17 protein-coding genes are annotated in these 18,235 nt (G+C 66.1%); 7 read left to right on the forward strand and 10 right to left on the reverse strand.

Annotated features, from left to right (window positions below):
- Window positions 1-50: 50 nt before the first annotated feature.
- From XI05_RS34645 to rsmI, 5 genes are all read right to left on the reverse strand, one after another.
- Window positions 51-1,568 carry a type II and III secretion system protein family protein gene (locus tag XI05_RS34645; RefSeq protein WP_271510289.1) on the reverse strand — a complete coding sequence of 506 codons (1,518 nt, stop codon included), beginning with the start codon at window positions 1,566-1,568 and terminating at the stop codon, window positions 51-53.
- A gap of 10 nt (window positions 1,569-1,578) precedes the next feature.
- Window positions 1,579-2,400 carry a Flp pilus assembly protein CpaB gene (gene cpaB, locus XI05_RS34650; protein ID WP_271510291.1) on the reverse strand — a complete coding sequence of 274 codons (822 nt, stop codon included), beginning with the start codon at window positions 2,398-2,400 and terminating at the stop codon, window positions 1,579-1,581.
- Window positions 2,401-2,668: 268 nt separating this feature from the next.
- A complete protein-coding gene (gene gshB, locus XI05_RS34655; protein ID WP_271510293.1) occupies window positions 2,669-3,613 on the reverse strand; it encodes a glutathione synthase in 945 nt (314 codons plus the stop codon).
- Between the two features lie 10 nt (window positions 3,614-3,623).
- Window positions 3,624-4,025, reverse strand: coding sequence for a YraN family protein (locus XI05_RS34660; RefSeq protein WP_172787796.1), 402 nt, complete (start codon window positions 4,023-4,025; stop codon window positions 3,624-3,626).
- On the reverse strand, window positions 4,012-4,962 hold the full coding sequence (gene rsmI, locus XI05_RS34665; RefSeq protein WP_271510295.1) for a 16S rRNA (cytidine(1402)-2'-O)-methyltransferase: 951 nt from the start codon (window positions 4,960-4,962) through the stop codon (window positions 4,012-4,014). The genes XI05_RS34660 and rsmI overlap by 14 nt, the downstream gene beginning before the upstream one ends.
- A gap of 369 nt (window positions 4,963-5,331) precedes the next feature.
- On the opposite strand from rsmI, the gene XI05_RS34670 reads away from it, so the two are divergent.
- Window positions 5,332-6,564, forward strand: a complete 1,233-nt coding sequence (locus XI05_RS34670) for a penicillin-binding protein activator (RefSeq protein ID WP_271510297.1) — start codon at window positions 5,332-5,334, stop codon at window positions 6,562-6,564.
- A gap of 120 nt (window positions 6,565-6,684) precedes the next feature.
- On the opposite strand, the gene hemW is transcribed toward XI05_RS34670, so the two are convergent.
- The 3 genes from hemW to rph are packed head-to-tail and all read right to left on the reverse strand — an operon-like array spanning window position 6,685 to window position 9,186.
- Window positions 6,685-7,839 carry a radical SAM family heme chaperone HemW gene (gene hemW / locus XI05_RS34675; RefSeq protein ID WP_271510299.1) on the reverse strand — a complete coding sequence of 385 codons (1,155 nt, stop codon included), beginning with the start codon at window positions 7,837-7,839 and terminating at the stop codon, window positions 6,685-6,687.
- Window positions 7,826-8,461: an RdgB/HAM1 family non-canonical purine NTP pyrophosphatase gene (rdgB, locus tag XI05_RS34680; protein WP_271510302.1), complete on the reverse strand. Its 636-nt coding sequence runs from the start codon at window positions 8,459-8,461 to the stop codon at window positions 7,826-7,828. The genes hemW and rdgB overlap by 14 nt, the downstream gene beginning before the upstream one ends.
- An 11-nt stretch (window positions 8,462-8,472) precedes the next feature.
- A complete protein-coding gene (gene rph, locus XI05_RS34685) occupies window positions 8,473-9,186 on the reverse strand; it encodes a ribonuclease PH (protein WP_172787791.1) in 714 nt (237 codons plus the stop codon).
- 169 nt (window positions 9,187-9,355) lie between these two features.
- Here rph and hrcA point away from each other — a divergent pair, with 169 nt between their 5' ends.
- Window positions 9,356-10,444 (forward strand): heat-inducible transcriptional repressor HrcA, encoded by a 1,089-nt coding sequence (hrcA, locus tag XI05_RS34690; protein ID WP_091882505.1) that lies wholly within the window; start codon window positions 9,356-9,358, stop codon window positions 10,442-10,444.
- Between the two features lie 94 nt (window positions 10,445-10,538).
- Window positions 10,539-11,156: a nucleotide exchange factor GrpE gene (grpE, locus tag XI05_RS34695; RefSeq protein WP_271510304.1), complete on the forward strand. Its 618-nt coding sequence runs from the start codon at window positions 10,539-10,541 to the stop codon at window positions 11,154-11,156.
- A gap of 120 nt (window positions 11,157-11,276) precedes the next feature.
- Here grpE and pncA read toward each other — a convergent pair whose 3' ends face one another.
- Both pncA and XI05_RS34705 read right to left on the reverse strand, forming a co-directional pair.
- The gene (pncA, locus tag XI05_RS34700; RefSeq protein ID WP_172787789.1) at window positions 11,277-11,999 is read right to left on the reverse strand and encodes a bifunctional nicotinamidase/pyrazinamidase; all 723 of its coding nucleotides are present in this window, start codon (window positions 11,997-11,999) and stop codon (window positions 11,277-11,279) included.
- Between the two features lie 301 nt (window positions 12,000-12,300).
- Window positions 12,301-13,242, reverse strand: a complete 942-nt coding sequence (locus XI05_RS34705) for a hypothetical protein (protein WP_212257822.1) — start codon at window positions 13,240-13,242, stop codon at window positions 12,301-12,303.
- 395 nt (window positions 13,243-13,637) lie between these two features.
- Here XI05_RS34705 and dnaK point away from each other — a divergent pair, with 395 nt between their 5' ends.
- From dnaK to XI05_RS34725, 4 genes are all read left to right on the forward strand, one after another.
- Complete coding sequence (gene dnaK, locus XI05_RS34710; protein ID WP_036003245.1) at window positions 13,638-15,539, forward strand: molecular chaperone DnaK; 1,902 nt, start codon at window positions 13,638-13,640, stop codon at window positions 15,537-15,539.
- A 245-nt stretch (window positions 15,540-15,784) separates the two neighbouring features.
- Window positions 15,785-16,906 carry a molecular chaperone DnaJ gene (gene dnaJ / locus XI05_RS34715; RefSeq protein ID WP_271510306.1) on the forward strand — a complete coding sequence of 374 codons (1,122 nt, stop codon included), beginning with the start codon at window positions 15,785-15,787 and terminating at the stop codon, window positions 16,904-16,906.
- 88 nt (window positions 16,907-16,994) lie between these two features.
- Window positions 16,995-17,594 carry a class I SAM-dependent methyltransferase gene (locus XI05_RS34720; protein ID WP_172787786.1) on the forward strand — a complete coding sequence of 200 codons (600 nt, stop codon included), beginning with the start codon at window positions 16,995-16,997 and terminating at the stop codon, window positions 17,592-17,594.
- Window positions 17,595-17,650: 56 nt separating this feature from the next.
- Window positions 17,651-18,229: an NADPH-dependent FMN reductase gene (locus tag XI05_RS34725; RefSeq protein WP_172787785.1), complete on the forward strand. Its 579-nt coding sequence runs from the start codon at window positions 17,651-17,653 to the stop codon at window positions 18,227-18,229.
- Window positions 18,230-18,235: the final 6 nt, after the last annotated feature.

Genomic DNA, 18,235 nt, shown 5'->3' on the forward strand with positions numbered 1-18,235 from the left:
GCCTGATCCCCTCTTGCCCCGTGTCTTGCCCGGTCCCCAAACCGTTCGTCTCAGTCGATGATGAAGCCGAAATCACCCGGCATGCCGGCGACCGGATCGATACGGGTCGCGACGCCGTAGAGGCGGTTGACCCGGCCGAGCAGCGCCCTCTGCGCGTCCGAGGCCGGCGCGAAGCCGTCGTCGGGCCGCGACAATTCCTTCTGGGCGACCGCGCGCACCACATAGGGCGTCACGATCACCATCAGCTCGGTCTCGTTGTTGACGAAATCCTGGCTGCGGAACAGCGCACCGATGATCGGCACCTGGTCGACACCAGGCAGTCCGTTGATCGCTTGCTTGGTCTGCTGCTGGATCAGGCCGGCCATCGCCATCGAGCCGCCCGAGGGAATTTCCAGCGTCGTTTCGGCGCGGCGGGTCTGGATCGATGGAATGGTGATCGAGTTGGTCGAGCTCGCGGACACCGACTGCGTCAACGTGATCGAGTTGGTGTTCGACAGCTCCGAGACTTCGGTCATCACGCGCAGGCTGATGCGGCCCTCGCTGAGCACGACCGGGGTGAAGTTCAGGGAGATGCCGAACTTCTTGTAGGTGACCTGGGTGGTGCAGACGTGTGTGACCGGATCGCAGGCATAACCCCCGGGGATCGGAAATTCGCCGCCGGCGACGAAAGTGGCGGATTCGCCCGAGATTGCGGTCAGGCTCGGCTCGGCCAGCGTGCGCATGACACCGGCGCTCTCCATCGCCCGCATCGTCGCGTTGACGGTGGCGACGCCCTTGGCGAGCCCGGTGACGCCGAGCCCATTGCTGCCGACGATCGGCCCGCCGGAGACCGAGAACGGGTTGGAATTGTTGAAATTCACCACGGCGGTGCCGGCGTTCAGGCTGGCGCTGAGATCGACACCGAGCTGCTTGACGATGTCGCGGCGGACCTCGCCGACCACGACCTTGAGCATGACCTGATCGCGGCCGCGCACGACGATGTTGTTGACGACCTTGTCCGAACCGCCGACGAGCTTTGCGGCGACATCGCCGGCCTGCTGGGCCTCGACCGGGCTCGACACCGAGCCGGTCAGCATCACGCTGTCGCCGACGCCTTCGATCTGGACTCCTGGCAGGGACTGGCGCAGCGCTGCACGCATGCCGTTGAGGTCACGTTTCACCGCGATGTCGTAGGAGGCGACCTGCTGGCCGTCCGCGGCGAAGAACACGACGTTGGTCTGGCCGACCTGGCCACCGATGATATAGGCGCGCTGGGCCGAGCGGATCACCGCATTGGCGATCTTGGGATCGGCCACCAGCACGTCCTTGACCTCGCGCGGCAGGTCGATGACGACGGACTTGCCGATGCCGAGCGACAGAAAGCGCGACCGCGCCGGTGCGATCGTCCCGACCGACGATACGCTGAGATCCGACGCCTGCATCGGCGCCTGGTCGCCGACCGGCGCCTCCGCGGCACTGACGACGCCGTGAGCCGCGAGCAGCCCCAGCATCAAGATCGTCCCCGTCAGGACCGAGCGCGCGCGCTTCCCCCGAATGCGCAGGCCCGTCCGATCACCCCCGTAGTTCATGCTGTCCCCATCACTTCTGCGACGTCAGTTGCCGTGCCTGGACGCCGTAACGGATCACGTTCACGCCGCCCGGGCGCTTGATCGCCTGGTCCTCGGGCGTGCCGTCGACTGCGTTGGCATCGACGATGCTGCGCAGTGCGAGTGTCAGAGTGCCGCCCTGCCGTGCGGCTGAAAGCGTGGCGATCTGGTCGGGCCGGAGCTCGAGCGTGACGGTCTTGCCGACGACCGCGTTCTGGCCCTCCTTTTCCCTCGGAGCCTGGTCGATCGCGAGCACGCGGATGTTGGTGAGAATGACCTCCGACAAGATGAGGTCGTTGCCGCCGGTCGGGCCGTTGCTGTTGCCGCCGTCCGGATTCTTCAGCCGGCGGGTCAGGACGATGTCGACGCGGTCGTTCGGCAGGATGAAGCCGCCGGCGCCGGTTTCGGCTGAAATCTCGGTGGAGACGGCGCGCATTCCGGACGGCAGGATCGCGGCCATGAAGCCGGAGCCTTCGGCCTTGACCAGCTTCTGCTCGCGGATCGGCTCGCCCTGCATCAGCGGCACGCGCGCGATCGAGCCTGCGATCTGAGTCGGGGCCTCGGGCCTGCTGTCGCGGCGGATGAAGGCGCTGCTGGCGGTCGCCGCGGGCCAGGCCTGCCATTGCAGGTCCTCGGGCTTCACGGCCTGGCCGAGCTGGATGTCGTTCTTGGCGATGAGGACCTCGACCGTCGGCAGCTTCTCGGCGACGGGCAAGGTGGCCGCGGGCGGATTCTGGTAGCCGCTCGCCAGATATGCAGCGACGCCGCCGGCGCCGAGAGCGATGACGAGAACGACAATGCGTGCGGTATTCATACGCTTCTACTCTTACGCGGGGCACTCGAACCGCACCTGGCGTGTTCCCCCGCGTCGATGAGTAGGCAGCAAAAGTATAAGGGGTGTTGCGAGGCCGAACGTGATCGCTGGCCGCGATGCTGGTTTTCGGCAGATGGTGAACGCGGCGTTATCGGGTCGGCCAACGGCTCCGTAGATTCACGCAAGGCGAAGCGCGCGTTCGAACGACGCGCGGGGGCATCATGGTGAATATGGAGTTAGCGCGCGCGAGGTAGCTACGCGCAGAGCTCTACTTCTTCCGCTTCGCTTCGATCACGTCCCAGATCTTCGCCGCGACGTCGGGGCCGCCGAGCCGTGCGATGGCGCGGATGCCGGTGGGCGAGGTCACGTTGATCTCGGTGAGATTGCCGTTGATGACGTCGATGCCGACGAACAACAGGCCGCGCTCGCGCAGCGCCGGGCCGACGGTGGCGCAGATCTCGCGCTCGCGCGGCGTGAGCTCGGTCTCCTGCGCCGCGCCGCCGCGCACCATGTTGGAGCGGAGGTCGTCCGCCGCCGGCACGCGGTTCACCGCGCCGGCGAACTCGCCGTCGACCAGGATGATGCGCTTATCGCCGTGCTTCACCTCGGGGATGAACTGCTGGATCACCCAGGGCTCCCTGAACGTCACCGAGAACATGTCGAACAGCGAGCCGAAATTCATGTCCTGCGGCATCACGCGGAACACCGCCGCGCCACCATGGCCGTGCAGCGGCTTCATGACGACGGCGCCGTGCTTGTCGCGGAACGCGTTGATCTCGTCGAGGTCGCGCGAGATCAGCGTCGGCGGCATCAGCTGCGGAAAATTCATCACGAACAGCTTTTCCGGCGCGTTGCGCACCGAGGCGGGATCGTTGACCACCAGCGTCTTCGGATGGATGCGCTCGAGGAAATGCGTCGAGGTGATGTAGGCGAGGTCGAACGGCGGATCCTGGCGGAGCAGCACCACGTCGAACCCGTTCAGCGCCTCGCGCTTGGGCTCGCCGAGGGTGAAATGGTCGCCGGGCTCGTCGCGCACGGTCAGGAGCTGAACCGGTGCGACCAGCTCGTCGCCGACCATCGAGAGCTTGTCGGGCGTGTAATAGGACAGGCCATGGCCGCGCTTCTGCGCCTCCAAGAGCAGCGCGAAGGTGGAATCGCCCTTGATGTTGATGCGGGCGATGGGGTCCATCTGGACGGCGACGTTCAGTTTCATGGGCTGCCTTTCAGGTCGAGGCGTCGAATGCCGCCAACACATGGCGCGGAAGCGAGCGCGGCGCAATCAGCATGGCGTCGAATCGCAATTCGAATTCGGCATGCTCGGGATGCGCTGCGAGCCAGCCTTGGGCGGCGTCGATGATGCGCTGCTGCTGGCGCGGCGTCACGGCGAAAGCGGCGTCGTCCAGCGTGGCACGTGCCTTGACCTCGACGAAGGCGATCAGGTTGCGGCGCCGCGCCACGATGTCGATCTCGCCATGCGGCGTGCGGTAACGTTTGGCGAGAATGCGGTAGCCCTTGGCCATCAGGTAGGCGGCGGCGCGGCTCTCCGCGGAGATCCCCGTCTGGAACGCCGCCACGCGCTCCGGCGAGGCGACCTTTGGCTCCGCAGGAGTCTCAGTCTTCGCCATCGCCGCCCCGCGAATCCTTTGCGAGCTCGAGCGCGCGGGCATAGACCTCGCGGCGCGGCCGGCCCGAGAGCGCGACCGCATGCGCCACGGCATCCTTGACGCTGTGCGCGGCAAGCTGCTCGCGCAACAGACCATCGAGCGCGTCCGATGTCAGAACCTCGGCGTCGGCCGCGGGCGGCGCGATCACCAGCACGAATTCGCCGCGCGTCTCCAGCGTATCGGCCTCGCGCGCCAGCTCGCTCAATGGTGCGCGCGAAATCTCCTCATGCAGCTTGGTCAGCTCGCGGCAGATCGCAGCCTCGCGCGCCCCCATGATCTCGGCGAGATCGGCGAGCGTATCCTGCACGCGGTTGCCGGATTCGAACATCACCAGCGTCGCGTCGATCCGCGCGAGCTCGGCGAGGCGCGACTTTCGCGCCGCGGATTTCGCCGGCAAAAAGCCTTCGAAGAAGAACCGGTCGGTCGGCAGGGCTGCGACGGACAACGCCGCTAGTACAGAGGACGGGCCGGGCAGTGCGTAAACCGCATGGCCGGCGGCGCAGACCTCGCGCACCAGCTTGAAGCCGGGGTCGGAGATCAGCGGCGTGCCGGCGTCCGACACCAGCGCGACCGAGCCGCCTTGCGCCAGCGCTTCCAGAATCTTCGGGCGTGCCGCCTCCGCATTGTGCTCGTGATAGGGCTTGAGCTGTGCCGCGATCGCATAGCGCTCGGTCAGGCGGCGCGTGATGCGGGTGTCCTCGCAGGCGACGATGTCGACGCCGGCGAGCGTCTGCAGCGCCCGCACGGTGATGTCGCCGAGATTGCCGATCGGGGTCGCGACCAGATGGAGGCCTGGAGCCGCCTTCGGCGCCGCGAGCCGATGGGCATCGATGGAGAAACCGCGCGAGGCGGCGTCTTGAGCTTCAGGCGTATTTATCGGGGCCGGCTTTGCGCGCATAATGAAGTCAACTTAGGCACGATCTGTGGGGCTGGGAACCGGCTCGCCGAAAAAGATCGTGCCGAGGTGAGGGGCGAGGAACGGACGGGAATGTGATCGGTCGAAGATACGGACGGGAATGTGATCGGTCGAAGATCACGTCGGGAGGGAGGAAGGCCCTCGCGCCATATTCGCGACGGAAACGCCGCCTTGATGAGTGAATGAGTGACGGTAAAGAGCTGCCGGGACGGGACGGGGGCCGCGTTAAGCGGTTGTTATCCTTTTGTTTTGGTTAACTATTTGCCGACACACTGCCTGAATCCGCGGCCTGTGTCGTGGAAAGCAATGTCGTGATCGGCTGGCGCACGGCCGGTCAGAAGAGAAGCTGCCATGGTCGGCCCGCGTCATCCAAAGTCTCCCGTTCCAGGGTCCCGATCGCCAGGGGCGACCCGGCGGACTGCGCTCGGCCTGTTGCTCGGCGCGCCCGTGCTGTCGGCCTGCGCCGGCGTGCAGCAAAGTCTCAGCCAATTCTCCAACCCGTTCTCGAGCTCCGCACCGCCGACCCAGCCGGCAGGTCCCCAGCAGCAGGCGACGACTGCCGGCACCGGCGGCGTGAAGGTCGGTCTGATCCTGCCGCTCTCCGCTGCCGGTAACGCCGGGCTCGCCGCGCAATCGATGCGCAATGCCTCCGAGATGGCGCTGGCCGAGTTCCAGAACCCGAACATCCAGCTCCTGATCAAGGACGACAATGGCAGCCCGCAAGGCGCGCAAGCCGGCGCGCAGCAGGCGGTCGACGAGGGCGCCGAGATCATCCTCGGGCCGCTGTTTGCGCAATCGGTGCCCGCGGTGGCGCAGGTCGCGCGCACGCGCGGCATCCCGGTGATCGCGTTCTCGACCGATTCCAGCATCGCCGGCCGCGGCGTCTATCTGCTCTCGTTCCTGCCGGAGTCCGACGTCAACCGCATCGTCGAATATTCCGGCGGCATCGGAAAGCGCTCCTTCGCCGTGCTGGTACCCGACAACGCCTATGGCAATGTCGTCGAGGCCGCGGTGAAGGCGGCGGTGCCGCGGCGGGGCGGGCGCATCGTCACGTTCGAGAAATATGGCGCCGATCGTGCCACCCCCGCGCGCACGGTGGCGCAGCAGCTCGGCAGCGCGGACGCGCTGTTCATTGCCGATGACGGTGATGCGGTCGTGTCAGTGGCGGATGCCATGACGGCCGCGGGCGCGAACCTGCGCAACATCCAGCTGCTCGGTACCGGCCTGTGGGACAATCCGCGCGTCTATGCCAGCGCCGCGCTGCAGGGCGGCCTTTACGCCGCGCCCGACCCGGCCGGCTTCCGCGCCTTCTCCGGCCGCTACCGCACCAAATACGGCGCGGAGCCGATCCGCACCGCAACGCTCGCCTATGATGCGGTCGCGCTCGTCGCCGCGCTGGCGCGCACGCAAGGCGGCCAGCGCTTCTCCTCCGACGTGCTCACCAACCCCTCCGGCTTTGCCGGCATCGACGGCCTGTTCCGCTTCCGCGCGGATGGCACCAATGAACGTGGCCTTGCCGTGATGAAGGTGACGCAAGGCGGCGGTGCTGCGGTGGCGGGATCGCCGAAGAGCTTTGGGGCGTAGCTTCAGGACGACGGTGTCGTAGGGTGGGCAAAGCGAAGCGTGCCCACCAATTCACGCGATCTTGTTGAGAGATGGTGGGCACGGCGCAAGGTGCGCCTTTGCCCACCCTACGAGAGCTCCTTACGCCGCCAGATCCGCGACCACCGCATCCAGCACCGGAAATCCGCTGCTGGTCACGCGCAGGCGTCCCGTGCCATCCACGGTGATCGCGCCTTCCTCGCGCAAGAGCGCGATGCGGCGGGGGTCGAGCGGGCGGCCGGCGAGGGCCCTGTAGCGCTCGGGATCGATGCCTTCGGCAAGACGCAGTCCCATCAGCAGGAATTCGTCGGCGCGCTCCTCGCTGTTGAGGAGCTCGTCGCTGACGACGCCGTCGCCGTTGCTCTCGACCCGCATCAGCCACGCCTCGGGACGCTTCTCGGTGGCGGTGGCGTGCCTGATCCCGTCGATGTCGAGGCGGCCATGTGCGCCGGGGCCGATGCCGGCATATTCCTCGCCGCGCCAATACACCAGATTGTGCCGGCACTCGGCGCCGCGCCGCGCGTGATTGGAGATCTCGTAGGCGGGCAGGCCGAGCTTGTCGCAGGTCTCCTGCGTGACGTCGTAGAGCGCGCGTGCGACCGCTTCGTCCGGCGTCTTCAGCTTGCCGGCCTGGTGCAGGCCGAAGAACGGCGTGCCTTCCTCGATCGTCAATTGATAGAGCGACAGATGCTCGGCCGCTTCATCGATGGCGTGCCCGAGCTCGTCGGCCCACATCGCCGGCGTCTGGTCGGGCCGGGCGTAGATCAGGTCGAACGAATAGCGGTCGAACGCGCGGCGTGCGATGGCGACGGCATCGAGCGCCTCGCGCGCGCTGTGCATGCGGCCGAGCGCCTTCAGCGAGGCGTCGTCGAGCGCCTGCACGCCGAGCGAGACGCGGTTGACGCCGGCGATGCGATAGCCGGCAAAGCGCGTGGCTTCGACGCTGGTCGGGTTCGCTTCCAGCGTCACCTCGACGTCGCCGGCGACGGTCCAGTGCTTGCCGATCGCATCTAACACCGCGCCAACGGTGGCGGGCTGCATCAGCGAGGGCGTGCCGCCGCCGAGGAAGATCGAGGTGACCTCGCGGCCGGGCACGCGCTCGGCAGTCGTTGCGATCTCGCGCGCGAAGGCGGCTGCAAACCGCGCCTCGTCGATCGCGGCGTGGCGGACGTGGCTGTTGAAGTCGCAATAGGGGCACTTCGACAGGCAGAACGGCCAGTGCACGTAGACGCCGAAGGCTTCCTTAGCGCGGCTCAAGGCAGATCTCCGCCAGTTTCACGAAGGCGCGGGCGCGATGCGACAGGCCTAGGCCAAGCGGCGGCAGGCCGTGTTTTTCGATGCTTTCCATCTCGCCGAAAGTGCGATCGTAGCCGTCCGGCAGGAACATCGGATCGTAACCGAAGCCGGCGGTGCCGCGCGGCGGCCAGACCAGCGTACCGTCGACGCGCGCCTCGACCTCTTCGAGATGATCGTCGGGCCAGGCGACGCAAAGCGCGGAGACGAAGTGTGCCTTGCGCTTGTCCGGCGTGGTGGCGCCGCGCTCCTGCAGCAGGCGCTCGATCTGAGTCATCGCCGCGTTGAAATCCTTGGTCGGGCCGGCCCAGCGCGCGCTGTAGATTCCGGGCGCGCCGTCGAGCGCGTCGACCACGATGCCGGAATCGTCGGCGAAGGAGGGAAGCTTGGTCGCCTGCGCTGCGGCGATCGCCTTGATCGCGGCGTTGCTGCGGAAATCGTTGCCGGTTTCCTCGGGCTCGTCCAGGCCGAGCTCGCCGGCCGACACCGCCTCGATCCCGTACGGCGCGAGCAGCTCCCTCATCTCGGCGAGCTTGCCGGGATTGTGGGTGGCGATGACGAGCTTGTCCGTGATTCGGCGGTGCATGGGCCTATTGACTACGCCACGGCCAGTTTCTGCAAGTCCACCAGGCGCGCGATGCCCTTCTGCGCCAGGGCGATCAGCTTCAGGAACTCGTCCTGCGTGAACGGCTCGCGTTCCGCGGTGCCCTGCACCTCGATGATGCGGCCGTCCCCGGTCATGACGAAATTGGCATCGGTCTCGGCTTCCGAATCCTCGGCATAGTCGAGATCGAGCACCGGCGTGCCGTTGTAGATGCCGCAGGAGATCGCGGCGACGTTGTCGCGCAGCACGTTGGTCTTCACCATGTTGCGCGCCTTCATCCAGTTGAGGCAATCGGCAAGCGCGACCCAGGCGCCGGTGATCGAGGCCGTGCGGGTGCCGCCGTCGGCCTGGAGCACGTCGCAATCGACCGTGATCTGGCGCTCGCCGAGCGCTTCGAGATCGACGATGGTGCGAAGCGAGCGGCCGATCAGCCGCTGGATCTCGACCGTTCGGCCGCTCTGCTTGCCGGCGGAGGCCTCGCGGCGGGTACGTTCGGAGGTCGCGCGCGGCAGCATGCCGTATTCGGCGGTGACCCAGCCGCGGCCCTGGCCCTTCAGCCACGGCGGCAGGCGCTCCTCCAGCGTGGCGGTGACCAGCACATGGGTGTCGCCGAATTTCACCAGGCACGAGCCTTCCGCATATTTGACCACGCCGCGCTCCAGCGTCACGGGGCGCAATTCGTCGGGCGCACGGCGGCTTGGCCGCATGGGAAATCTCCAAAAACTCACGGGAAAAGGCTGTTCGCGGTGCTTGTAGGTGGGGCGGGGGTGGGCGGCAAGGGCTTATTCACCCCCTGGCCGTCGGCCTGCAAACGCCACGCTTGTCAGAAGCGGCCCGGATGGACAAATTATAAGTATCTGAGAGGAGTTGCCGTCTGTGGCCCATCACGATCCGATCCATCTGATCGCGCCGCGCGCAGGCCTTGCCCAGCTCAACGAGCGTTCCCGCGACATCTTTCGTCAAATTGTCGAAAGCTATCTCGCGACCGGTGAGCCGGTCGGCTCGCGCAACATTTCCCGCCTGATCGCCATGCCGCTGTCGCCGGCCTCGGTCCGCAACGTCATGGCCGACCTGGAACAGCTTGGCCTGATCTATGCCCCGCACACCTCCGCCGGCCGACTGCCGACGGAACTGGGCCTGCGCTTCTTCGTCGACGCACTGATGCAGGTCGGCGACCTCAACGAGGCCGAGCGGCAGTCGATCCAGAGCCAGCTCTCCTCCGTCGGCGAGGCGCAATCGGTCGAGGCGGCGCTGGACCAGGCCTTGATGCGGCTCTCCGGCCTGACCCGGGCCGCCGCCGTTGTGCTGACGCCGAAATCCAATGCGCGGCTGAAGCACATCGAATTCGTCCGCCTGGAACCGGAAAAAGCGCTGGTCATCCTGGTCGGCGAGGACGGCCAGGTCGAAAACCGCGTGCTGACGCTGCCGCCCGGAGTTCCATCCTCGGCGCTGACCGAGGCCGGCAATTTCCTCAATGCGCGGATCCGCGGCCGCACCCTGGCCGAGGCGCGGCTCGAGCTCGAGACCGCACTCGGCGAGGCCCGAGCCGAGCTCGATCAGCTGACACAGAAAGTGATCTCGGCCGGCATCGCGAGCTGGTCCGGCGGCGAGAATGAGGACCGCCAGCTCATCGTCCGCGGCCATGCCAATCTGCTCGAAGACCTGCATGCGCTGGAGGATCTGGAGCGGGTGCGGCTGTTGTTCGACGATCTCGAGACCAAGCGCGGCGTGATCGACCTGCTCGGCCGGGCCGAGACCGCCGAAGGCGTGCGGATCTTCATCGGCAGTGAGAACAAGCTGTTCTCGCTGTCGGGGTCGTCCACCATCATCTCGCCCTATCGGGATGCCGCCGGCCATATCGTCGGCGTTCTCGGCGTGATCGGCCCAACGCGGCTGAATTATGCCCGCGTGATCCCGACCGTGGACTACGCCGCCCGCATCGTCAGCCGCCTCTTGGGGGGCTGACCGGCCTTTCCGCCAATCACGGGCGCTTGATTTTCGTGGGCTTAAGCACGATATCCGGGCCAACATCCCTGAAACCAGTTCGAGACCAGAGCCGATGACCGAGCAAGACCGGCAACCCGAAGACACGACTGCAGCGACCGGCGAGCCCGTGGTGTCGAAACCCTACATCATGCCCGACGATCCCGAGCCCGGCGCGGTCGAGACGTTGCAGAAGGAAGCCGCCGAGGCGCGCGACCGCATGCTGCGGACGCTGGCCGAGATGGAGAACTTGCGCAAGCGCACCAGCAAGGAGGTCGCTGACGCCCGCCTCTACGGCATCACCGGCTTCGCCCGCGACGTGCTCGATATCGCCGACAATCTTCAGCGTGCGCTCGATGCCGTTCCGGCCGAAGCGCGTGCCGCGGCCGATCCCGGCCTGATCGCACTGATCGAGGGCGTCGAGCTCACCGAGCGCTCGCTGCTCAACGCGCTGGAAAAGCACGGCGTGAAGAAGCTCGATCCGCAGGGCCAGAAGTTCGACCCGAACTTCCACCAGGCGATGTACGAAGTGCCCGATGCCTCGGTGCCGTCGGGCACCGTGGTGCAGATCATGCAGGACGGCTACACCATCGGCGAGCGCGTGCTGCGCCCGGCGCTGGTCGGCGTCGCCAAGGGCGGTGCGAAGCCCGCGCCCGCGGCGAACAACAACGAATCGAGCAGCGCGGCGAACTAAGTGTTGTGTCATTCCGGGGCGCGACGAAGTCGCGAGCCCGGAATCCATTTAGCAGCAGAGACAACCGTGGAATGGATTCCGGGCTCGCGCTGACGCGCGCCCCGGAATGACGGCGCTGCTTTACGCGCTCACCGCGATATCCGCAGACTGAATCCGCTTCACGCCGGCCTTGGCCATGTCGGCCCAGGCCTTTGCCAGCGAGCCCTGCGTGTCGATGCCGCGGCAGGCGTCTTCCACCACATAGACCTCGAAGCCCGCCTTGCGTGCGTCGAGCGCGGTCCAGGCGACGCAGAAGTCTGTCGCGAGGCCAGCGACGAAGACGCGCTTGATTTTGCGGCCCTTCAGGTAGCCGGCGAGCCCCGTCGAGGTCTTGCCGTCGGCTTCGAGGAAGGCCGAATAGCTGTCGACGTCCTTGTGAAAACCCTTGCGGATGATGAGCTCGGCGTGCGGGATCGAGAGGTCCTTCGACAGCGCCGCGCCGTCGGTGCCCTGCACGCAATGGTCCGGCCACAGCACCTGCTTGCCGTAGGGAAGATCGACCGTTTCGAACGGCTTCTTGCCGGCATGAACCGACGCAAACGAAACGTGGCCCGGCGTGTGCCAGTCCTGCGTCAGCACCACGTTCGCAAATGCCTTCGAGATCTTGTTGATGACGGGCACCACCTGCTCGCCTTCCTTCACCGCGAGGCTGCCGCCGGGCAGGAAGCAGTTCTGCACGTCGATCACGAGCAGCGCGGATGCATCGTCCGGCTTGATCGATGCGGCCGCGAGCAGCGCGGTTGGCGCCAGCGTCGCCAGCGCCGTCGTTCCAAGCATTGCCAAGACTTGTCGCCGAACCAGCATGTATGCCTCCCTCCAGGATGATCCAACGGGAGGAAGCCTAGTTCCGTTCGTGTACGAACAGAAGCCCGAAAATGCAGCCCGCTTTGATGAGCGGTTGGGCTGATCGCCCCAACATCATCGTCATCCCGGGGCGCGCAAAGCGCGAGCCCGGGATCCATAACCACAGGGAGACGTGTGGCGAAAACTCTTCGTTGGTACTGTATCCGACTGCAACCGTGAGGTCACGCGGTATGGATCCCCGCCCCCGTGCGCAATTGCGCACTAGGCGGAGATGGCACTGAGTGTGTTGAAGCCTCGGGCCTCACCCCTTCGGCTGAATCCCGTCGCGCACGGCGCGGAAGCGGGTGAAGGCGGCTTGCCACTGGTCGCGCGGGGCGCTGGCGATGATGCGCAGCGAGGTGCCGCCGGTGGAGAAACGGATCCACTGCACCACCGTGACCGGGGTCTTGTCCTTGCCGCTGACGCCGTCGATCCGGGTCTCGAAACCCTGCTGGCCGTTGATGCGGATCGGCTCGGACATGGTGATGCGCGACTCGCGCACGCCGGGAATCTGGCGCGCTGCCTCCTGGGCGAAGCGGGCGCGGTCGTCTGCGGCTTGCGGGGTGGCGCCGATCAGGCCGAGGATGATGAACGGCTTTGACTCGTAGCCGGCGCTCTCGTCACCGTCGGCGAGGATGATGCTGGAGCCCGGTGCCAGCGTCCGGACGTCCTTGAAGTCGGCGAGATCAGTGATCTTGAACGGCAGCAGTGCGAGCTGCTCTTCGGCCGACACCTGCCTGCGCGTGGTGGCGCTCGCGAACATCTGTCGCACCGCCTCGTCCGTGTAGATCTTGGTCGCATTCTCCGGGATCTGCACCGCGACATAGCCGGAGAAGCCGGCGCCGGGCACGATCATCGAATAGCGCTTCACCGGCGTATCGCCGGCCTTGCCGCTTTCGGTGGTGAAATAGGCAAGACCCGCGGGGGTCTCGACCTTGTCCTGCTTGACGCCGCCCGTCCCGCCGGGATTGGAATTGAAGGCGCTCACGACCTCGCCATAGGCCGCCGGCGGCAGCTCGGTGACCAGCACCTTGACGCTGCCGTCCTCGCTCTCGAAGCCCGGAAAGGTCTTGGCCGTGCTGAGGCCGATCAGCGGCACCATGCCGAGACGCAAGCCGGGCGGAAACACGGCGTCGGCGGCGCAGGCCGGAAGCGCGGAAGCGGCGAGGAGGGCGAGCGCGGCGAGGGGGCGGATCAGCTTCATGGGCACTCTGATTGGTTCACATTGAGGCCGTTCGATGGTTGGCCACCGGGCCGCTTTGTCGCGCGAAGCAGCGCTCGCGGCTGCCCGGCCGGTCCGCCTTTTACCGGGTTTGGGCTTGCGGTAACAGGGCGACCCGGGCCCGCAGGTGCAGGGGCTTGCCGAGGCCCGAACCTGTTAATATTTCCTCACCCGCAAGGGCGGTTGAGCCCGGATATCACCTTCCAAAACCCAATGTTTTAGCGGCAGAAACGTAGCTTCGGTCCTTGCGGGCCCCTCCCCCCCTCCTATATGAGCCTCAATCATCGCAATATCGCGGATGTTTGATCTTAGGGGGTTTCGGTTCGGGTGCCTCTTGGGCCCAGCCAACCTGCCGCAAAAAGAAGGATATCAGGACCATGGGAAAGGTCATTGGGATCGACCTCGGCACCACGAATTCGTGCGTCGCCGTGATGGATGGCAAGAACGCCAAAGTCATCGAGAATTCCGAAGGCATGCGCACGACGCCTTCGATCGTCGCCGTCACGGATGACGGTGAGCGCCTCGTCGGCCAGCCGGCCAAGCGCCAGGCCGTCACCAATCCCGAGCGCACCTTCTTCGCAGTGAAGCGCCTCATCGGCCGCCGCTACGACGACCCGATGGTCGAGAAGGACAAGAAGCTCGTTCCCTACAAGATCGTGAAGGCTTCCAACGGCGACGCCTGGGTCGAGGCCGACGGCCAGACCTACTCGCCCTCGCAGGTCTCGGCGTTCATCTTGCAGAAGATGAAGGAGACCGCGGAAGCCCATCTCGGCCAGAAGGTCGAGCAGGCCGTCATCACCGTTCCCGCCTACTTCAACGACGCCCAGCGCCAGGCGACCAAGGACGCCGGCAAGATCGCGGGCCTTGAAGTGCTGCGCATCATCAACGAGCCGACCGCGGCCGCGCTCGCCTATGGCCTCGACAAGACCAAGGCCGGCACCATCGCGGTGTACGACCTCGGCGGCGGCACGTTCGACATCTCCATTCTCGAAATCGGCGACGGCGTGTTCGAGGTGAAGTCGACCAACGGCGACACCTTCCTCGGCGGCGAAGATTTCGACATGCGCCTGGTCGGCTATCTCGCCGACGAATTCCAGAAGGAGCAGGGCATCAACCTGCGCAACGACAAGCTCGCCCTGCAGCGTCTGAAGGAAGCCGCTGAAAAGGCCAAGATCGAGCTGTCCTCGACGACGCAGACCGAGATCAACCTGCCCTTCATCACCGCGGACCAGACCGGCCCGAAGCATCTGACGATGAAGCTCACCCGCGCCAAGTTCGAGGCGCTGGTCGACGACCTCATCCAGAAGACCGTCGAGCCCTGCCGCAAGGCGCTGAAGGACGCCGGCGTCACCGCCGGTGAGATCGGCGAGGTCGTGCTGGTCGGCGGCATGTCGCGCATGCCGAAGGTCCAGGAAGTCGTGAAGCAGCTGTTCGGCAAGGAGCCGCACAAGGGCGTCAATCCGGACGAAGTCGTGGCGATCGGTGCCGCGATCCAGGCCGGCGTGCTCCAGGGCGACGTCAAGGACGTGCTGCTGCTCGACGTGACCCCGCTGTCGCTGGGCATCGAGACGCTGGGCGGCGTGTTCACCCGCATCATCGACCGCAACACCACGATCCCGACCAAGAAGAGCCAGGTGTTCTCGACGGCTGAAGACAATCAGAATGCCGTCACCATCCGCGTCTTCCAGGGCGAGCGTGAAATGGCGGCCGACAACAAGATGCTCGGCCAGTTCGACCTGATGGGCATTCCGCCGGCCCCGCGCGGCATGCCGCAGATCGAGGTGACCTTCGACATCGACGCCAACGGCATCGTCAACGTCTCGGCCAAGGACAAGGCCACCGGCAAGGAGCAGCAGATCCGCATCCAGGCCTCGGGTGGTCTGTCGGAAGCCGACATCGAGAAGATGGTCAAGGACGCCGAGGCCAACGCCGAGGCCGACAAGAAGCGCCGCGAGGCCGTCACCGCCAAGAACGAGGCGGATGGCCTGGTGCATTCGACCGAGAAGGCCTTGGCCGAGCACGGCTCGAAGGTTGCCGAGAGCGAGCGCCGCGCCATCGAGGATGCCGTCAGCGACCTCAAGGAAGCGCTGAAGGGCGACGATGCCGAGGCGATCAAGGCCAAGACCCAGACGCTGGCGCAGGCTTCGATGAAGCTCGGCGAGGCCATGTACAAGCAGCAGGCCGAGGCCGACGCCAAGAAGGACGCGGCCAAGGACGACGTCGTCGACGCGGAATTCACCGAGGTCGACGACGACAAGAACAACAAGAAGTCCGCTTAAGCCCCGAGAGGGTGACGATGCGGACGGCTTGGACCCCACACACGCTACCGGCCTCCTCCCTCGCGGGGGAGGCCGTCGTGTCGGGACGGACGGGCGGGATGCCCGTTACGATCAATCAATTCCCAGCCGTTATTCTCAACGCCGTTGTGCCGCCCTCTGCCGCAAAGCAGAAGGCTGCCTATATGGTCGCGTGGCGACGTTGTTTCGCTCCGACCTGACTCGCGATTGGATAGACCGAGCCCGCCATGTCCACCAAGCGCTGCTATTACGAAACCCTCGAAGTCGAACGCAACGCTGACGATTCCGTCCTGAAATCGTCCTTCCGCAAGCTGGCGATGAAATTCCACCCCGACCGCAATCCCGGGGACGACACCAGCGAGGTCAAGTTCAAGGAAATCAACGAGGCCTACGAAGTCCTGAAGGACAAGGACAAGCGCGCGGCCTATGACCGCTTCGGCCATGCGGCCTTCGAGCAGGGCGGCGGCGGCGCCGGTTTCGGCGCGGGCTTCGCCTCCTCTTTCTCCGACATCTTCGAGGATCTGTTCGGCATGGCCGGACAGCGCGGCCGCGGCGGCCGCGAGCGCGGCGCCGACCTGCGCTACAACATGGAAATCACCCTCGAGGAAGCCTTTGGTGGCAAGACCGCGCAGATCGAAATTCCGGTCTCGGTCACCTGCGAGGCCTGCTCGGGCATCGGCGCCAAGGCCGGCACCAAGCCGAAGACCTGCTCGACCTGCGGCGGCGCCGGCCGCGTGCGGCAGTCGCAGGGCTTCTTCACGCTGGAGCGGACCTGCCCGGGCTGTCAGGGCCGCGGCCAGATGATCGAGGACGCCTGCCCGTCCTGCTCGGGACAAGGGCGGGTGACCCGCGAGCGGACGCTCTCGGTCAACATTCCGCAAGGCGTCGAGGACGGCACACGGATCAGGCTCGCCGGCGAGGGCGAGGCTGGCGTCCGCGGCGGGCCGCCCGGCGATCTCTACATCTTCCTGTCGCTGGCCCAGCACCAGTTCTTCCAGCGCGACGGCGCCGACCTGCATTGTCGCGTGCCGATCTCGATGGTGACCGCCGCGCTCGGCGGCGAATTCGAGGTGCCGACCATCGACAAGGGCAAGACCAAGGTGAAGGTGCCCGCCGGCACCCAGTCGGGCCGACGATTCCGCATTGCATCAAAGGGCATGCCGGTGCTGCGGTCGCGCCAGATGGGCGACATGTACGTTCAGGTCATGGTCGAGACCCCGCAGAACCTGACCAAGAAGCAGCAGGAATTGCTGGCCGAGTTTGAAAAGCTCTCCTCCGGCAACACCCAGCCGGAAGCCGAGGGTTTCTTCGCCAAGGTCAAGGATTTCTTCGGCAATCGGGCGAATTGACTCGTCTTGACCGTATCGCCTCCGGCCTATACGTCTTTATGACCATTTTCTGACACGCCGCGGTCCCGCGGTTCCGTCCGGTCCCGACATGCCATTGCCATCGTCCGCGCGTGCGTTGAAGAAGCCTCGTCTTGACGACGAGGTGCGCTTTCTCAGGTCGTGGATCGAAAAGCCGCTGCACATGGGCGCGGTGATGCCGTCCGGCAAGCTGCTGGCACGGACCATGGCTCATTACGTCGATCCCGATTCCGACGCACCGGTGGTCGAGCTCGGACCCGGTACGGGCGCCATCACCTCCGCGCTGATTGAGCGCGGGGTCGACCAGAAGCGTCTCGTTCTCGTCGAATACAATCCCGGCTTCTGTGCGCTGCTGCGCGACCGCTACCCGCAAGCCAAGGTGGTGCAGGGCGATGCCTATCGCCTGCGCGACACGCTCTGGAATGTCTTGAGCGCGCCGGCCAGCGCGGTCGTGTCCGGCCTGCCGCTCGTCACAAAACCGATGCTGACGCGGCTGCGGCTCGTCCGCGATGCCTTCACCGCGCTCGCGCCTGGTGCGCCCTTCATCCAGTTCACCTATGCGGTGGTGCCGCCGATCCCGAAATCGCTGCCCGGCGTGTCCACAGAGGCCTCGGAACGGATCTGGATGAACCTTCCGCCGGCGCGCGTCTGGGTGTATCGCAAGCATTAATTCCGCCGGCTCCTCCTTTTCGCGGCGGGCTCGTTTCGCCGAACGCGTGGGATTGGATGCCAGCTCCCAAGATCCTGATCATTCCCGGCTCGCTGCGCACCGGCTCGCACAATGCGAAGCTGGCGGCGGTGGCGGCCTACGAATTCGCGCAGGCCGGCGTCGACGTCACCCGCATCTCGCTCGCCGATTTTCCGCTGCCGATCTATGACGGCGATCTCCAGGCCAAATCCGGCGTGCCCAAGCACGCGATCAATCTGAAGCGCATGATCGGCGCACATCACGGCGTCCTCATCGTCTCGCCCGAATACAACGCCTCGGTGCCGCCGCTGCTGAAGAACGCGATCGACTGGGTCAGCCGGGTGCACGAGCTGCACGAGGCGCGCGGCGAGGTGTTCCGCAACCGCGTCTTCGCGCTTGCCGGCGCGTCCCAGAGCCGCTTAGGTGCCGCCCGCGCGCTGCAGGCCCTGCGGCTGATCCTCTCCTCCTGCCACGCCAATGTGATTGCGAGCCAGCTCACGCTCGCCTTTGCCGACCAGGCCTATGACGATATGGACAGGCTGAAGAACGAGGGCGATATCGCAGCCTTGAAGGAGCTGGTCGCGCAGTTGATCGACGTTTCCCAACGCATGATGTGAGGTGAC

Source organism: Bradyrhizobium sp. CCBAU 11357 (assembly GCF_028128865.1).
Taxonomy (GTDB): Bacteria; Pseudomonadota; Alphaproteobacteria; order Rhizobiales; family Xanthobacteraceae; genus Bradyrhizobium.

Excerpts from the sequence above, each read along its gene's own strand:
- XI05_RS34660 (WP_172787796.1), bottom strand. The coding sequence starts at position 4,025 with ATGGCGAAGACTGAGACTCCTGCGGAGCCAAAGGTCGCCTCGCCGGAG.
- XI05_RS34720 (WP_172787786.1), top strand. The coding sequence starts at position 16,995 with ATGCCATTGCCATCGTCCGCGCGTGCGTTGAAGAAGCCTCGTCTTGAC.
- grpE (WP_271510304.1), top strand. The coding sequence starts at position 10,539 with ATGACCGAGCAAGACCGGCAACCCGAAGACACGACTGCAGCGACCGGC.
- gshB (WP_271510293.1), bottom strand. The coding sequence starts at position 3,613 with ATGAAACTGAACGTCGCCGTCCAGATGGACCCCATCGCCCGCATCAAC.
- XI05_RS34705 (WP_212257822.1), bottom strand. The coding sequence starts at position 13,242 with ATGAAGCTGATCCGCCCCCTCGCCGCGCTCGCCCTCCTCGCCGCTTCC.
- dnaJ (WP_271510306.1), top strand. The coding sequence starts at position 15,785 with ATGTCCACCAAGCGCTGCTATTACGAAACCCTCGAAGTCGAACGCAAC.
- cpaB (WP_271510291.1), bottom strand. The coding sequence starts at position 2,400 with ATGAATACCGCACGCATTGTCGTTCTCGTCATCGCTCTCGGCGCCGGC.
- pncA (WP_172787789.1), bottom strand. The coding sequence starts at position 11,999 with ATGCTGGTTCGGCGACAAGTCTTGGCAATGCTTGGAACGACGGCGCTG.
- XI05_RS34645 (WP_271510289.1), bottom strand. The coding sequence starts at position 1,568 with ATGAACTACGGGGGTGATCGGACGGGCCTGCGCATTCGGGGGAAGCGC.
- rph (WP_172787791.1), bottom strand. The coding sequence starts at position 9,186 with ATGCGGCCAAGCCGCCGTGCGCCCGACGAATTGCGCCCCGTGACGCTG.
- XI05_RS34670 (WP_271510297.1), top strand. The coding sequence starts at position 5,332 with ATGGTCGGCCCGCGTCATCCAAAGTCTCCCGTTCCAGGGTCCCGATCG.
- dnaK (WP_036003245.1), top strand. The coding sequence starts at position 13,638 with ATGGGAAAGGTCATTGGGATCGACCTCGGCACCACGAATTCGTGCGTC.
- rsmI (WP_271510295.1), bottom strand. The coding sequence starts at position 4,962 with ATGCGCGCAAAGCCGGCCCCGATAAATACGCCTGAAGCTCAAGACGCC.
- XI05_RS34725 (WP_172787785.1), top strand. The coding sequence starts at position 17,651 with ATGCCAGCTCCCAAGATCCTGATCATTCCCGGCTCGCTGCGCACCGGC.
- rdgB (WP_271510302.1), bottom strand. The coding sequence starts at position 8,461 with ATGCACCGCCGAATCACGGACAAGCTCGTCATCGCCACCCACAATCCC.